Consider the following 15,932-nt stretch of genomic DNA (forward strand, 5'->3'; position numbering starts at 1 on the left):
GTTTCCCGGAGCGCCCCCGCCTTGCACGGGGAGCGCCGAGTCTCGCCAAGCCCTGCAGGCTAGGCGGCACCGATGGCTCGGGTAAAGGCGTGGGGGCGGTGACCTGTTCTGAGGCAGGGCTTTCGGGATGCTCGGGCGACGCTGCCACGCTCGATCCCGACATTGCTGGCTTTGAAATGCATAGTCCCATGTCGCTCTCCGATCATGAACCCCGCACCCAGTGTGGCAAGGTGCGCGGCGAACGTTGCTGGTTCGCCGAAGTCGTGTGTGGGATCACGAATAAGTGGCGCCGGCGCCCCACGCATCGCATTGCCACTGGAATGGAGATCGCAAGAGCGAGCGGGTGGAAGGAGCGCGGTCAATCGCGTTAGGCGAGGGCGACCACGGCCTTGCCGAAGTTCTTGCCGCGCAATACGTCGATCAGGCCCTGCGGGGCGCTGTCCAGGCCGTGCAGCACGTGCTCGCGGTACTGGATCTTGTCCTCGCGCAGCCACTGGCCCATTTCGCGCAGGAAGGCAGGCATCAGGCGGATGAAATCGTGCTGGATGAAGCCGCGCACCGTCAGGCGTTTGCGCAGCACCTGGCCCATGAAGTCGGGCAGGCGATCCGGGCCGGGGTGGGCTTGCCCGCGGCTGTTGTAGGTGGCGATCACGCCGCAGACCGGGATGCGTGCGAAGTCGTTGAGCTGCGGCAGCACCGCATCGAACACCTTGCCGCCAACGTTTTCGAAATAGATGTCGATGCCGTCCGGCGTCGCGTCGCGCAACTGCTGTGCAAAGTCGTCGGCGCGGTGGTCCAGCGCCACGTCCACCTGCAGCGTGTCACGCAGGTAGCGTACCTTCTCTTCGCCACCGGCAATGGCGACCACACGCAGGCCCTGCAGGCGTGCCAGCTGCGCCACCGTGGCGCCGACCGGGCCGCTGGCGGCCGCAACCACCAGCGTTTCGCCCGGCTGCGGCTTGCCGATTTCATGCAGGCCCGCGTACGCGGTAAAGCCGGGCATGCCATACACGCCGAGCGCGGTGCTCAGTGGCAGGCTATCGTCCTTGGGCAGCTTGCGCAGGGGTGTGGTCGGGGTCAGCAGGGCATGCGTCTGCCAGCCACCGGATAGCACCAGCAGATCGCCAGGATGATAGTCGGCGTGATTGGATGCGATGACTTCGCCGACGGTGCCGCCTTCCATCACCGCATCGATGGCCACCGGCGCGGCGTAGGACGGGCCTTCGTCCATGCGGCCACGCATATACGGGTCCAGCGACAGGAAGCGATTGCGGACCAGAATCTGATCGTGGCCGGTCGGTGCGACGGCGACCTCTTCGATGCGGAAATTGTCGGCGCTGGGTTCTCCGTGCGGGCGCGATGCCAGCACGATGCGGCGGTTAATGATGGAGGTCATGGGGAATGGCTCGCGAGCAGTCCGCGCGTGCGCGGTCGGGTGAGCGCAGCCGCCGGTGCGGCTGCGCGAGGGAATGCGGTCATGGACGCAGCAGAGCGCATGTTCGGCAAACAACGCGACCTGCCCACCGATGCACTAACGGGATGCCGATGATTCCGGCGCGCTGGCGCTGTCCAGTTGCGCGATCTGATCGGCACTGAGCGCCACGCGTGCGGCTGCCAGCACATCGTGCAACTGGGTCACGCTGGTGGCGCTGACGATCGGCGCGGTCAGGCCGGGGCGTGCGATCAGCCAGGCCAGCGCAATCTGTGCAGGCGTGGCGTTGTGCGTCACGGCCAGATCGTCCAGCGCCTGCAGGATGCGCAGGCCACGCGGGTTGACGTACTGCTTGACCACCGATGCGCCGCGCGCGCTGCTCTTGCCGGCATCGTCGGCGCTGCGATATTTGCCGGTGAGAAAGCCGCTGGCCAGCGAGTAGTAGCTGATCACGCCCAGTTCGCGCTCGCGCACCAGCGGCTCCAGTTCGGCTTCGTAACCGGCGCGATCGTAGAGGTTGTATTCCGGCTGCAGGCTTTCATAGCGCGGCAGCTTGTACTGCTCGGAAATATCCAACGCATCGCGCAGGCGCGCGGCGCTGTAGTTGGACGCGCCGATCGCACGCACCTTGCCCTGTTCGATCAATCGGCCGAACGCGGCCAGCGTGGCTTCCAGCGGAATCGATTCGTCGTCTTCGTGCGCCTGGTACAGATCGATCACATCGGTCTGCAGACGCGTCAGCGAATCTTCCACTGCCGCTGCGATGTTGTCCGGCGACAGGCCGGGATGCTCGCTCCACTTGGCCACCTTGGTGGCGATCAGCACCTTGTCGCGCTTGCCGCTGCGCGCAAGCCAGCGCCCGATGATGGTTTCCGATTCGCCGCCGCGATTGCCGGGCACCCAACCGGAATATGCATCGGCCGTATCGATGAGATTGAAGCCGGCATCCACGAATGCATCGAGCAAGGCGAACGATGTCGCCTCGTCGGCACTCCAGCCGAACACATTGCCGCCGAAGACGATCGGTTGAACCTGCAGGCCGGAGCGGCCCAGTGCGCGGGGTTGGGTCATCGTGGATGATCCTGTTCGAACTGGCAACAGGATAGTCACGCATACCGATGTTGCGTGTGACATCTGCGTGGATTCAGCGTTCCGCCGATCGTCCTCAGCAGCTCACAGGATCTGAACATATCGGCGACGGGGAGGCCGCATCAGGCCTTGCGCGAATGCATGGCGGGCACATGGCAGGTCCCGGAGCGCATGCTAGGCTCGCGCTACTTTTTCCCCGGATGAGGGTGCTGCGATGATCCGCAACAAGCTGGCCTGTGCATGTGTGATGGGAGTGGTGGTGGCGATGAGCGCGCCGCTGGCGATGGCAATAAAGCCCGCCGACAGCGCGACCTTGCCGGCGCCCGACGCCGCATTGCAGGCGGCCATCGATGGCAACTGGCGCGACCGCGTGTACGTGCAGCGCGATCAATATCGCCACCCCGGTCAGACGCTGGCGTTCTTCGGCATCAAGCCGACTCAGACCGTCATTGAAATTACGCCGGGCGGCGGCTGGTACTCGGAAATCCTGGCGCCGTACCTGCGCGAAAAGGGCAAGTACGTGGCCGCGGTGGTCGACCCGGCATCTGCACCGGAAGGCCGCAGCCGCGAGTACGCGCAGCGTGCGCGCGATGAGCTGGAGAAGAAGTTCCATGCCAAGCCTGAGGTGTATGGCAAGCCGTCGCTCGTGTCGTATGTGCCCAAGTCGCCGTCCTTCGGCGTGGACAACTCCGCCGACCTGGTGCTGACCTTCCGCAACGTGCACAACTGGCGCATGGCCGGCAATGCCGAGGCGATGTTCGCCGGCTTCTATAAGGTGCTCAAGCCCGGCGGTGTGCTCGGCGTGGTCGAACATCGCGCCAAGGCCGATGTGCCGGCCGACGACAAGAGCGGCTACGTCGGCCAGGCACAGGTGATTGCAATGGCCGAAGCCGCCGGTTTCACCCTGGTGGGCAAGAGCGAGGTCAACGCCAACCCGCGCGACACCAAGGATTACCCGGGCGGTGTGTGGACGCTGCCGCCCAGCAATAGTCATGACAAGGCCGACGATGCCAAGTACCAGGCCATCGGCGAGAGCGACCGCATGACCTTGAAGTTCGTCAAGCGCTGACGCCTAACGTGCATGCCGACGCGTTGCGCGTCGGCATGCAGATGTTGGACGTCATCGGGTCGGTGCAGCGCCTTGCGCAACAGGATTGGCAATGTTGGTGTTGTTGAACAAACCCTACGGTGTGCTCTCGCAATTCAGCGACCGCTCGCAACCGCCCAAGCGCACGCTGGCCGAATTCGGCCTGCCGCCCGATGTGTACGCCGCAGGCCGTCTGGACCATGACAGCGAAGGCCTGCTGTTGCTGACCGACGACGGTGCATTGGCGCATCGGCTGACCGACCCGCGCCACAAACAGCCCAAAACGTACTGGATACAGGTGGAGGGCGCGCCACGCGCCGAACAACTGCAGGCGTTGCGCGACGGGGTGGTGCTCAACGATGGCCCCACCCGGCCGGCACGGGTGCGCATGCTCGACCCGGCACCGCAGCTGTGGCCGCGCGAGCCTCCGGTGCGGGTGCGCAAGACCGTGCCCGATGCCTGGCTGGAGCTGCAGATCACCGAAGGCCGCAACCGTCAGGTGCGGCGCATGACCGCAGCGGTGGGCTTGCCGACCTTGCGCCTGGTACGCGTGGCCATCGGCCACTGGCGGCTGGATGCGCTTGCACCTGGGCAGTGGCGCGCTGAAGAGACGGCCAGCGCGCGTCCGGGCCGTGGCCGGCGCTGAAGTGTTGCGTCTCTGGTGTGCGCGGCACGCGTGGCATGGCGCCAAGGCGTGTAGCCGCCGACAAGACGATCGCATCGCCGTCGGGCGCGATGACCGGAGCGTGTGACCGGGGAGATCGCTGTTCTTGTCTCCCGCTTCATCCAAGCCACGCATGGCCGACCGGTGTTCGTGGCGGTGATGGCTGCACCTTTACTGACCTAGACGACAAACGGCGTGGCTCCATCGATCGCCGACATCGGCGCATTGTGCTGCGCGCCGCCGTGCACGCCACCAACGAAAAACGCCACGGCACAAGGCCGTGGCGTTCGAGGTCTGCTTCGCGCGATGGCTTATTCGATGCCGTCGCTCGGGGTCACCGCACCGCGGCGCTGATAGGCCGCGCGGCGTGCGTTGGCATTGCTGGCATGTTCGCGATCCAGACGATGCACGTTGCCGCCCAGGACCTGCTGGTCACGCTGGCGCTTGCGATACACCGCATAGCCGATCAGGCCCAGGCCTGCGACCGCGGCGGCAACCGTCACGGCCGGGTTGCGCTTGACCAGCTTGCTGGCGGCCTTGCCACCGGTGCGCACTGCGCCGAGTGCGGCGCCGGTCTTGAGCCATTCGCTTGCGCTCGGTCCGAAATGACGCAGGCTGCTGCCAGCGTTGCGTGCCTGATCGCCCGCATTTGACGCGGCATGACGCAGCTGGTCGCCCGCAGTGCCAGCCAGTTCCAGGGCACGCTCCAGGGCGCGTTCGGTGATCACAGTCAGCTTGCTCATCGGAGGCGTTTCCTTTCTGAGTACGTGATCTGCAGTCTGTGCGCTGATGCGTATAGGCGGCGTTAGCGGGGCTGGGTGCCGTTTGGCTTACGGTTAGGTAGCGTGCCGCAGGAGATTCGAGCATCGGTTTCCTTCACCGCCGCCGCCGTTCCGTGCGTGTCAGGTGTCGCATGGTTTGGCTCGGTGGTCGCTGCAGCCGTCCGCGCCGCAGTGGACTTGGAGCGCCTGTCTGTGTCACCGCCGCCGCGGGTCGGTGCGCTTCAGGTGCCGCGTGGCTTTGCTCTGTGGGTCGCTGCAGCCGTCCGCGCCGCAGTGGATTTGGAGCGCCTGTCTGTTTCGCCGCCGCCGCGGGTCGATGCGTTTCATGTGCCACGCGGTTTTGCTCTATGGGTCGCTGCAGCCGTCCGCGCCGCAGTGGACTTGGAGCGCCTGTCTGTGTCACCGCCGCCGCGGGTCGATGCGTTTCAGGTACCACGCGGTTTTGCCCTATGGGTCGCTGCAGCCGTCCGCGCCGCAGTGGATTTGGAGCGCCTGTCTGTGTCACCGCCGCTGCGGGTCGATGCGTTTCAGGTGCCACGCGGTTTTGCTCTATGGGTCGCTGCAGCCGTCCAAGGATCGTCCGGCCACGGATGCCTGGGATACCGCCCCTTCATCTCTTTTTTGACGTCCGGATATGTATTGGCCCAGAAACTCTTCAGGTCCTGGGTCACCTGCAACGGCCGCCCGCCCGGGGACAGCAGGTGCAAGGTCAACGGGATGCGGCCGTCGGCGATGCGTGGGGTTTCGGCCAGGCCGAACAGTTCCTGCAGCTTGACCGCCAGCACTGGCGGCAGCGGTTGGCCGGCGTGGTCGAGGGCGTAGACGATCTGCCGCTCCATGCCCGATGGCACGCTGATGCGGGTGGGCGCATGGCGGTCGATCGATTGGCGGCGCTCCCAGGGCAGCGCGCTCTTCAGTGCTTCACCCAGGCTGTGCTCATCCAGCGCGTCCAGACGGGTCTTGCCGGCGAAGGCCGGGCGTAGCCAGGTGTCCAGCGTTTCCAGCAGCGCCGCATCGGAGAGATCGGGCAGCGCCAGCTCCGGCATCCATGTCCGCAACGACTGCACGCGGGCGCGCCACTGCTGCAGGTTGTCGGTCCACGGCAGGGCGTCCAGGCCGAGTTGACGCACTGCGTCGGTGAGCGCGGCTGCCGCGTGCGCCGGGTCGACGCGGCCGGCCGGGCGGCTGTCGAGCACGATCCGGTCGAAGCTGGATTGGCGGCGGGCGACCAGGGCGCGCTTGTCCGCGTCCCACTGCACCACGTCCTGCTGCACGAAACGCTCGGGCAGGCTGCGACGCAGGTAGGCTTCATCCACCGGCGCGGCGCGCAGCAACAGCGCATCCTTGGCTTCGTAGCGCAGCTCGCTGGCCACCAGCCACGGTTCGCCGCGCAGATCGCTGTGCTCGAACAGGCGCGCGCTGCGGCCGTTGGCGAGCAGGTAGCGCAGCGGGTCGGCCGGGTGGCGGGCGGCGATGCGATCGGGGAAGGCATGCGATAGCAGGTCGCCGAGTACGTGCGCCTCCACGCTGGCGGGCGGGGCGCTGTCGCAGCGCAGCCGGCGCCGCCATTGTTTGGCGGCGCTGTCGATGGCCGCCAGGCCACCGCGATTGGCGTCGGTCGCGTTGCGGCCCTGACGAAACGCCGCCAGCGCCCGCCAACGCGCGGCCAGCCCATCGCCGCCCTGGCGCAGCGGATCGCGGGCTTCCAGCAGCGCGGCCAGATCGCAGGCCAGCGCCACACGCGAGGCATCGCCGGCCTGCGCCAGCATCGCCGCCAGGCGTGGATGCGTGCCCAGCGCGAGCATGCGCCTGCCGAGTGCGCTGACGCCGCCGCTTGCGGTGAGCGCGCCCAGCCGCTGCAGCAGCTCCTGCGCGGCCGCCAGCGCGCCACTGGGCGGCGCATCGACAAAGCGCAGCGCGCTGTTGCCCCAGGCGGCCAGTTCCAGTGCCAGGCCGGCCAGTTCCACCTGGGTGATTTCGGCGCGGCGCTGCGGTTCCAGCCGCTGCGACTGCGGCCACAGCCGGTAGGCCCAGCCGCTGGCCACGCGTCCGGCGCGCCCGGCGCGCTGGTCGGCCGAGGCCTGCGCAATGGTGGCCACGTCCAGCCGCGAAAAGCCGCTGTTGGGGTCGTAATGCGGCTCGCGCGCCAGCCCGCTGTCGATCACCACGCGCACGCCGGGCAAGGTGACCGAAGATTCGGCCACGTTGGTGGCCAGCACCACGCGGCGGCGGCCTTGCGGGTCGGGCTGCAGTACCTGGCTTTGCGCCTCCACCGACAGCTCGCCGTGCAGCGGCAGCACGTGCACCGCCGGATCCAGCGCATCTTGCAGGGCGCTATGCACGCGCGCGATCTCGCGCTGGCCGGGCAAGAACACCAGCACGTCGCCGGGATGCGTGGACAATGCGTGCTCCACCGCGCGCCGCGTCTGCGGCTCCAGCGCTTCGTCGCGGCGCGCCGGAAAGTGCGCAATCTCCACCGGGAAACTGCGCCCGGCACTGCTCAGCCGCGGCGCTTCCAGAAAGCTGGCCAAGCGTTCGCCATCGAGCGTGGCCGACATCGCCACGATGCGCAGGTCCTCGCGTACCTGCGCCTGTACATCCAGCGCCAGCGCCAGGCCCAGGTCGCCGGCCAGGTGCCGTTCGTGGAATTCGTCGAACAGCAGCACGCCCACGCTTTCCAGCATCGGGTCGTCCTGGATCAGCCGGGTCAGGATGCCCTCGGTGACCACTTCGATCCGGGTACGCGCGGAGGTCTTGTTCTCGAAGCGGATGCGGTAGCCCACGGTCTCGCCGACCGGCTCGCCGAGCTGGCGGGCCATGAACGTTGCTGCGCTGCGGGCGGCCACGCGGCGCGGCTCCAGCATCACGATCTTGCGGCCGGCCAGCCATGGCGCGTGCAGCAGTGCCAACGGCACCTGGGTGGTCTTGCCGGCGCCGGGCGGCGCTTCCAGCACCAGCCGCGGATGTGCGGCGAGACTGTCGCCAATCTGCGGCAACAACGGGGAGATCGGAAAAGCGGGGTCGGTCATGCGCGGGAAGGATACGGGCTGCGGCAGGCTGCGGCGACGATGTCGGGTGCGGCCGGACGGCAACTTGGATGGTGTGTGGTGCGCCATGCCGCCGTCTGTGGATCGATGTGCCTGCGTCAGGCGGATGCAGCGCAGGCTGTGCCTGCAGCACCATCAATCCCTGGAAGCGTGGGCGGCGACACATCGCCCTGGAACTGCTTGCCGAAGCATGTCTGCAGGCGCTGTCGCGCCCGCGTTGCGTGCAGGGTGTTCCGGTGCACCGGTCATCGATAACGTTGCGACGGCCAGCCTGGAGCGGAAGTGCTCGGAAGCGAAGCCGCCTGCCTTGGTGGGTGGGCACGGGCCCTGTGGCAGGCTCGCTGTGTCGAGGGCGCGGCGCCCCACCGCTTGCGGGACACGCCGCAAACCCGTCCATGGGGCGCGATGTCGGCATCCATGCCGCCAACGGTCACGCAAGCGGCGAGGGCAGCGCGCCGGACAGTTGGCTGGTGGTTGGTTCGAAAACAAAGGGCGCAGCGCAAGGCCATTGCCCGTTGCTTATTGAAAACGCTGCAGTACAAACAACGCGACGGGTCCTTGCCTGCCTGCCGTCGCGGGACCTTGCATGGCATGGATTCCGCGTAAGAGCTGACAGGGACGTCCTTGCAGCGTGTCCCGCGAGAGTGGGCCGGCAGGGGCGTGCAGCCCAGCTTCGGCTCATCTGCTTTACGCGTGATCTAAATCGCGCCGGCCAGTGTCTTGGGTAAACACGGCAACCGTACGTCGCATGGCATCGGGGTCGGACCGGCCGAGTCGGGCCACGCGCACCCTCCGGACATCAACCGGCTTCGCGCATCCGCGCGGTCAGGCCCTTGAGGAAGGCGCGCAGCAACTGGTCGCCGCAGGGGCGGAAATTCTTGTGGCCGGGCTGGCGAAACAGTGCGGAAAGTTCCGGCTTGGACAGCGGGAAGCCGGCGCTGGCGAAGATGGCATGCATGTCGACGTCCTTCAATTCGAAGGCCACGCGCAGCTTCTTCAACACCAGGTTGTTGCCGACGCGGGTTTCCAGCGGGCGTGGCGGCTGGCTCTCGTCGCGGCCGCGGAAGCGCAGCACCAGGCCATCCAGAAAACGCGCCAGCATCGCATCGGTGCAGGGCTCAAAGCCCGGCTCGTCTTCCTTCTTCAGCCAGGCCTGTACCTGCGGCTTGTCGAGCGCGAACTCGGGGTCGGCCAGGTGGGTGATGTCCACCACCTTGTCGTCGCTGAGGTCGAGCATATAGCGGATGCTGCGCAGTACATCGTTGTGGATCATGACCGTTCCGGTGTCCCGGCCTGTCGCCGGAAAGCGGCCATTCTACGGGGCTTGAGTGAAACCGGTCTGACACGGTGCGCAGCGGGTTCCCCGCGCTGGCAGTGCGATGGAAGCGCAGACCATCGTGCAGAAGGGCCCGAATGGTGTGTATTGCGGCACGACGCAGCGCTCAGCTGCCGCGGTAGGTGGAGTACCCGTACGGGGAGAGCAACAGCGGCACATGGTAGTGGCCGTCGTCGGCGATGCCGAAGGCAATCGGGATGCGGTCCAGGAACGGCGGGTCGGCCAGCGCCATGCCGGTGGCCTGCCAGTAGCGTGCCAGGTCGAATTCCAGCCGGTAGAGGCCGGGCTGCAGCGCGAGCGCGGCCAGGTCCGGGCAGCGGCCGTCGGGATTGGTGACGCCCTCGAAGCGCAGCGTATCGCCAGCGAACAGCCGCAGCGGCACGCCGGCGGCGGGGCGGCCGCTGGCGGTGTCCAGCACGTGCGTGGACAGCGTGCTCATGCCACCGCCTGGGTGGGCTGCGGCCATTGGCCGACGAATTCGGGTTGGTCGTAGGCCAAGTACTGGTCGACGATGGCCTGGCGGTCGTCCAGGAACAACTGGTCGGCCACTGCGCGGGCCAGCCGCGGCAGTGCCACCTTCAGCCCGGACAGTGCCGCGGCCGACGGGCCGTGATTGATCAGCGCCGAATAGTTGAAGGCGAACAGCCCATGCAGCAGCGCGGCATCGTCGGGCGTGCGCGGCAGCAGTTCGAACCCGGGTCCCAGATAGGGATGTGCGTCCAGCACCGGATTGGCCTGGCCAGGCGGTGGCCGATAGCGGTCGCCCCAGCAGGCGATGCGCCCGGACAGCGCGGCCAGTTCCGGACGTAGCCGCGGATCGGTGACCAGGCCGGTGGCGATGGCAAGGAAATCGAAGCGGTGTTCGCGCTGCGGCGTGCGCACGACGATCTCGCCGTCGCGCTCGGCCACGTCCAGCCACGGCGCGCCAAGGTGCAGCGCGAAGCCGGCATGCGCACAGGCGCGCTGGAAGGTGTCGTTGGTGGGTGGTTGGTTGTGCGCGAAGAAGCTAGCCATCATCCGATACTTGTCTGCATCCGGCAGTGCCAGAAAACGCGGAATGATGCCGGCCTGTTCCATGTGCCGGAACGGATTGATGCGCGGCAACTCGCTGCGGCGCACGAACACCTCGGCACTGGCGACGCCTTGTTCGAGCGCAAAGCAGGCGTTGTCGAAGGCCGAGGCGCCGCCGCCCAGAATGCCCACACGCTTGCCGGCCAGTGCGGCGAAATCGATGTGGCCGGAGGTATGCGCGTAGCGATGCGCGGGCAGGGCGCGGCTGATCCACTCGGGCACCACCCACTGGCCGCCGCCCTGGATGCCGGTGGCCAGGATCAGCTTGCGTGTGAGCAGGGGCGCGCCCATCGCCAGATGCAGGCGATGGATGCCCGGTGCGAGGTCCGGCTCAACCCGGACCAGGCGGGTGGCGTTGCGCACCGGCAAGCGCAGCGTTGTGCGATACCAGCGCAGATAATCCATCCAGCGCGCGCGCGGGATCTTGTCCAGCGCATCCCATGCGGCGCTGCCGTATTGCGCTTCCCACCACGCGCGGAAGGTGAGCGATGGCACGCCCAGATCGATCGAGGTGATGTGCTTGGGCGTGCGCAAGGTCTGCATGCGTGCGTAGGTCACCCACGGGCCTTCCTGGCCGGCCGGGTTTTCGTCGATCACCAGCACGTTGTGCACACGCTCGCGTTGCAGCGCGAACGCCGCTCCCAGGCCGCTCTGCCCGGCGCCGACGATGATCACGTCATACACATGCCCGCCCGGATGCACACGCGGTTGCACCCAGGCATCGCCGCCGTGGGCCAGGCATTGCAGGTCGTGGGCGAGGGTACGTTCGAGGTGGGCCAGGCTCATGGCAGTGCCTCCAGGCGCAGGTGCACGATCTTGCCGATTTCGGCAATGGCGGTGGCGATCTCTGCGTTGCGCGATGCGTCCAGGCGCTGCTCCAGCGCGGCCAGGATGCCGGCTGTGTCGTGCAGCCGCACACAGATCACGAATGGAAATCCGAAACGGTGGCGATAGGCCTGATTGAGCGCGTGGAAGCGCTTGAACTGGTCTTCGTCGAGCCGGTCCAGCCCGGCCGAAGCCTGCTCTGCGGCCGATGCGGCAGTGAGCGTGCGGTCGAGCGCGGCCTTGCCGGCCAGCTCGGGGTGGGCGCGGATCAGTGCGACCTGATCTTGCGGCGATGCGTCGTAAACAACCTGCATCAGGCCGCGGTGCACATCGGCGAACGGCCGTCGCCGCAGCGCACGTTCGATCACCCACGGCGAGTGCTCGAACAGGTCGCGATAGCGCGTCATGAAGGCGGCATCGTCCAGCCCGGGGTCGTCGACCACGCTCATGCGTGCGTGCCTTGCAGCGAGACATGCGCGGCCACCACCTTCCAGCCGTCGGCAAAGCGCACCCAGCTCTGGCTTTGCCGCCCGCGCGTACTGCTGCCCTCGCGAATGAATTCGGCGTGGGTGGTGGCGAAATCGTGGCCGAAGCCATGCACCTGCACATGCATCAGCCGGCGCTGCGGCGAGCCACCGCGGCCGCTGCGAAATGCGCGGATCGCATCGATGCCGTACAACACTTCGCCCACGCCATAACGCACGGTACTGGGCGCTGCATGGAACAGCGCATCCATCGCGGCGATGTCGTCGCCCATCAGCGCCGTTTCGTAGGCATGGAAGGCGGCCGTCACTTGCGCGATCACCTCCGGCAGATCGATCTCGGCGCTTGCGATGCTCATGCCGGATGCACCTGCAGCCAATGGCGCGCAATATCGATGCGGCGCGCAATCCAGGCATCGCCGCTGGCCAGCACATGATCGACAAAGCGCGCGAGCGCTGCCGCACGCGCCGGCTTGCCGACGATGCGCCCGTGCAGGCCGATCGAGAGCATGCGCCCGCCTTCGCTGCGCAACTGCTCGAAGCTGTCGCGCAGGTAGCGGAAGAATGGCTCGCCATCGGCAAAGCCGTTGTAGGCGACGAATTTCATGTCATTGGCATCCAGCGTGTACGGCACGATCAACTGCGCGCGGCCGTGGCGGCTGTCGTAGTACGGCACGTCGTCGGCGTAGCTGTCGGCGTCGTAGACAAAGCCGCCTTCTTCGGCGATCAGGCGGGCGGTGTTGGGGCTGGTGCGCCCCTGGTACCAACCCTGCGGGCGGCTGCCGGTGACGCGGGTGTGCACTGCGATGGCCTGCGCGATATGCGCGCGCTCGGTGGCCTCGTCCACGTGTTGATAATCGATCCAGCGCAGACCGTGGCTGGCGATTTCCCAGTCGGCTGCCTGCATCGCGGCCACCGCGTCCGGATTGGATGCCAATGCCTGCGCCACACCGAACACGGTCACCGGCACGTTGCGTGCGGTGAACAGCCGATGCAGCCGCCAGAAGCCGGCACGGCTGCCGTATTCGTAGAGGCTTTCCATCGCCATGGCGCGGGCGCCGGGCTGCGCTTGCGCGCCGACCATGTCCGACAGAAACGCCTCCGAGCCCGCATCTCCGTTGAGCACGCAGTTCTCCGCGCCCTCTTCGTAGTTGATCACGAACTGCACGGCGATGCGCGCGCCGCCAGGCCAGTGCGCCGCAGGCGGGCTGGCCCCATAGCCGAGCAGGTCGCGCGCGGCGTTCATGCCTGCGCTTCCGCATGCCAGGCGGCCAGTGCCGCTTCCACCGCCAGGCCGTGCGTGCAGGCATAGCCTTCGGCGCGCAGTACCGCTTCCAGTGCGGCCAGGGTGATCAGCACCTTGTGCTTCATCGCGTTGTAGCCCATCGCGCCGATGCGCCAGATCTTTCCCTGCAGCGGCCCGAACGCGGTGCCGATCTCGATCTCGAAATCCTCCCGCATGCGCCGGCGTACCGCCTCGCTGTCGATGCCGGGTGGTATCACCACGCCGGTGACATTGGTCATGCGATGCGCATCGTCGCCAAAGACCTCCAGCCCCAACGCGCGGATGCCGGCGCTGACCGCGCGCCCGGCCGCCGCATGGCGCGCGAAGCGCGCATCCAGGCCTTCCTGCAAGGCCACGCGTGCGCATTCGCGGGCGCCGTACAGCATGGTGGTGGCTTCGGTGTGGTGGTTGAGGCGCTTGTCCGACCAGTAATCCATGATCATCGCCAGGTCGAAATAATTCGAGACGATGCGCGGGCCGCTGCCGTTGGCGATGTCGTCGCGCACGATGCCGCGTTCGACATGGCGACGCGCGAAGATGGCCGCGGCCGCGCGCTCGGACACGGTGATCGGCGCCGAGCCGGATGGCCCGCCCAGGCATTTCTGCAAACCGCCGGTGACCACATCCACGTCCCAGCGATCGCTGGCGATGGGCATGCCGCCGATGGTGGCGGTGGCGTCCACATAACTCAGCGCGCCGGCTGCGCGGCACAGCGCACCGACGCCATCGAGCGGCTGCGCCATGGTGGTGGAAGTATCGCCGTGTACGGTGGCCACCAGCTTGGGTGCCACGCGCTCGATGGCCTCGGCAATCGCGCCCAGCGGCAGCACCTGGCCCCACGGCGCATCCACGCTGTGCACCTCGGCGCCGAGGCGGCCCAGGATTTCGGTGAGCAACAAGCCGAAGCGGCCGAAGTTGAGCACCAGCACGCGCTCGCCCTGGCTGACCAACGATACCAGCGCCGCTTCGATACCGGCGCGCGCGGTGCCATCGACCAGGAACGTCCAGCGGTTCTCGGTACCGAATAGCGGCCGATAGAGCGCCATCACCTCGTTCATGTAGGTGGTCATTTCCGGATCGAACTGCCCCAGCAGATCGGCCGCCATCGCACGCAGCACGCGCGGATGCGCATTGACCGGGCCCGGGCCCATCAACAGGCGCTGCGGGGGATCGAGTTCGCCGAAGGTGTGCAGCTGACGCAGATCAGGTGACAAGGGGATCTCCCAGATGGTCGATAAAGTGGCGCATGACCGCCAGCGCAATCTCGGCATCGGCCGGATCGACATGTTCGTCCGGATGATGGCTGATCCCGCCGGCGCAGCGCACGAACAGCATCGCCGTGGGACACAGCGCTGCCATCACCATGGCATCGTGGCCCGCACCGGAGACCAGGTGTCGCGGTGCGATGCCTTGCGCGGCAACCGCGTGTTCCAGGCGCGTGATCAGTGCCGGGGCGCAGGGGCTGGCGGCCAGCGTCTGCAGTGGCTCGATGGCGATGGCGACGCCGCGGTGGATGGCGATCTGCGCCAGTGCCTGTTGGATCTGCTGCACGGCGGCATCGCGGCTTGCATCGCTGCCGGCACGTACGTCCAGCGAGCAGTCCACACGCCCCGGCACCACGTTGGCGGCGCCGGGCGCCACCTGCAGCTTGCCGACGGTGGCGACCAGGTCGCTGCTGCCAGCGCGGGCGATCCGTTCGATGGCCAGCAGCGCTTCGGCCGCGGCGCTCAAGGCGTCGCGGCGCAGCGCCATGCTGGTGGTGCCGGCATGTCCGGCGCGACCTTCGAAGCGCAGCGCGAAGCGTCGTTGCGCGGCGATGGCGCTGACGATGCCCAGCGGCACTCCTTCCGCTTCCAAGACCGGGCCCTGCTCGATATGCGTTTCCAGATACGCCAGCACGCTGCCCGGGGCGCGGGCGGCGTGCTGCACGTGGGCGATGTCCAGGTTCCAGGCGGCCAGCGCACTGGCCACCGTGATGCCGGCGGCATCGGTGACCGCCAGCGCGGTGGGGTCGAGGGTGCCGGCCACCGCGCGGCTGCAGAACATGGAGGCGGGAAAGCGCGAGCCTTCTTCGTCGCCGAAGGCGATGACCTCGATGGCAAACGGCAGCCGGCGCCGCTGCGCATGCAGCGCGGCGATGCATTCGATGCCGAGCAGGATGCCGAGCGGGCCGTCGTAGCGCCCGGCATCGCGCACGCTGTCCAGGTGGCTGCCGATCAGCAGCGCCGGTGCGTCTGGCTGCGTGCCGGCGTATCGGCCCACCAATGTGCCCAGGGGATCGATGCGCACCTGCATGCCGGCCGCCTGCATCCAGGTGCCTACCTGTTCCACCGCGGCACGGTGGGCAGGACCAAGCCAGCCACGGAATAGCCCGGTATCGCTGTCGCTGTAGGGCCCAACGCCCAGCGCGTCGCAGCGTGCCACCGCACGCGCACCGCCAGGAGCAGCGAGGTCGGGAGCGACTAGGCGGGACGGCAGGGCAGCGGGCATCGACGGGACCAAACGGGGGGCTCGCGGAGGGCGCAAGTGCAGTCCGGGAGCAGGCGGGAGAGGTGGCGCCTCGACTATAGGGAGGCAGTCCTGTCGCCATCAAAGAGTTTTTTCGCGGGCTTGGGCTGCAAAAAATGCAACGCGGTGCCTGACCCGCTGGCATGGGGCTGCCGGCGCAGGCATGCCCCTGCGAGGACTTCATCCGGCGAACGCGTGCGCGTGCCAGCGGCCCGTAGGTCACGGTCTTGCCCGCACCCATCGTCAGCAACGCAGCGGACGCACCGCACCGCCGCGGGTGCCTGCATCACGCGCAGGCCATGCGAACACCCCGCGCGAAGGAAA

The 15,932-nt window shown here is 67.7% G+C and carries 14 protein-coding genes; 2 read left to right on the forward strand and 12 right to left on the reverse strand.

The annotated features are described in order from the left end of the window. Positions 1-367: 367 nt before the first annotated feature. Entirely contained in the window at positions 368-1,396 is a 1,029-nt protein-coding gene (gene curA, locus ACCQ00_RS01390; RefSeq protein WP_039574079.1) for an NADPH-dependent curcumin/dihydrocurcumin reductase, read from the reverse strand. 135 nt (positions 1,397-1,531) lie between these two features. Beyond that, positions 1,532-2,503, reverse strand: coding sequence for an aldo/keto reductase (locus ACCQ00_RS01395; protein WP_039574082.1), 972 nt, complete (start codon positions 2,501-2,503; stop codon positions 1,532-1,534). A gap of 232 nt (positions 2,504-2,735) precedes the next feature. Here ACCQ00_RS01395 and ACCQ00_RS01400 point away from each other — a divergent pair, with 232 nt between their 5' ends. Together ACCQ00_RS01400 and ACCQ00_RS01405 are read left to right on the forward strand one after the other, a co-directional pair. Continuing rightward, positions 2,736-3,590, forward strand: a complete 855-nt coding sequence (locus ACCQ00_RS01400) for a class I SAM-dependent methyltransferase (protein ID WP_039574085.1) — start codon at positions 2,736-2,738, stop codon at positions 3,588-3,590. Positions 3,591-3,681: 91 nt separating this feature from the next. Continuing rightward, entirely contained in the window at positions 3,682-4,254 is a 573-nt protein-coding gene (locus ACCQ00_RS01405; protein WP_039574089.1) for a pseudouridine synthase, read from the forward strand. Positions 4,255-4,583: 329 nt separating this feature from the next. On the opposite strand, the gene ACCQ00_RS01410 is transcribed toward ACCQ00_RS01405, so the two are convergent. The 10 genes from ACCQ00_RS01410 to ACCQ00_RS01455 all read right to left on the reverse strand — a co-directional run bounded on the left by ACCQ00_RS01410 (position 4,584) and on the right by ACCQ00_RS01455 (position 15,590). Further along, positions 4,584-5,015, reverse strand: a complete 432-nt coding sequence (locus ACCQ00_RS01410; RefSeq protein WP_003489387.1) for a hypothetical protein — start codon at positions 5,013-5,015, stop codon at positions 4,584-4,586. Positions 5,016-5,581: 566 nt separating this feature from the next. After that, positions 5,582-8,083: an ATP-dependent helicase HrpB gene (gene hrpB / locus ACCQ00_RS01415; protein WP_039574092.1), complete on the reverse strand. Its 2,502-nt coding sequence runs from the start codon at positions 8,081-8,083 to the stop codon at positions 5,582-5,584. 817 nt (positions 8,084-8,900) lie between these two features. Further along, a complete protein-coding gene (locus ACCQ00_RS01420; protein WP_003489391.1) occupies positions 8,901-9,374 on the reverse strand; it encodes a YehS family protein in 474 nt (157 codons plus the stop codon). Positions 9,375-9,543: 169 nt separating this feature from the next. Further along, a complete protein-coding gene (uraH, locus tag ACCQ00_RS01425; protein WP_080948986.1) occupies positions 9,544-9,903 on the reverse strand; it encodes a hydroxyisourate hydrolase in 360 nt (119 codons plus the stop codon). After that, entirely contained in the window at positions 9,873-11,294 is a 1,422-nt protein-coding gene (hpyO, locus tag ACCQ00_RS01430; protein ID WP_039574097.1) for an FAD-dependent urate hydroxylase HpyO, read from the reverse strand. The genes uraH and hpyO overlap by 31 nt, the downstream gene beginning before the upstream one ends. Then, positions 11,291-11,782 carry a 2-oxo-4-hydroxy-4-carboxy-5-ureidoimidazoline decarboxylase gene (gene uraD, locus ACCQ00_RS01435; protein ID WP_039574100.1) on the reverse strand — a complete coding sequence of 164 codons (492 nt, stop codon included), beginning with the start codon at positions 11,780-11,782 and terminating at the stop codon, positions 11,291-11,293. Before uraD ends, hpyO begins: the two co-directional genes overlap by 4 nt. Then, positions 11,779-12,174, reverse strand: coding sequence for an oxalurate catabolism protein HpxZ (hpxZ, locus tag ACCQ00_RS01440; protein ID WP_039574102.1), 396 nt, complete (start codon positions 12,172-12,174; stop codon positions 11,779-11,781). Before hpxZ ends, uraD begins: the two co-directional genes overlap by 4 nt. Continuing rightward, positions 12,171-13,061 carry an allantoinase PuuE gene (gene puuE / locus ACCQ00_RS01445; RefSeq protein WP_039574104.1) on the reverse strand — a complete coding sequence of 297 codons (891 nt, stop codon included), beginning with the start codon at positions 13,059-13,061 and terminating at the stop codon, positions 12,171-12,173. The genes hpxZ and puuE overlap by 4 nt, the downstream gene beginning before the upstream one ends. Beyond that, entirely contained in the window at positions 13,058-14,314 is a 1,257-nt protein-coding gene (locus ACCQ00_RS01450) for a pyridoxal-phosphate-dependent aminotransferase family protein (RefSeq protein WP_017156074.1), read from the reverse strand. The genes puuE and ACCQ00_RS01450 overlap by 4 nt, the downstream gene beginning before the upstream one ends. Then, complete coding sequence (locus tag ACCQ00_RS01455) at positions 14,304-15,590, reverse strand: allantoate amidohydrolase (RefSeq protein WP_046736042.1); 1,287 nt, start codon at positions 15,588-15,590, stop codon at positions 14,304-14,306. Before ACCQ00_RS01455 ends, ACCQ00_RS01450 begins: the two co-directional genes overlap by 11 nt. Positions 15,591-15,932 lie beyond the last annotated feature (342 nt).

The sequence above is a fragment of the Xanthomonas sp. NCPPB 3761 genome (assembly GCF_041475705.2).
GTDB classification, from domain to species: domain Bacteria; phylum Pseudomonadota; class Gammaproteobacteria; order Xanthomonadales; family Xanthomonadaceae; genus Xanthomonas; species Xanthomonas phaseoli.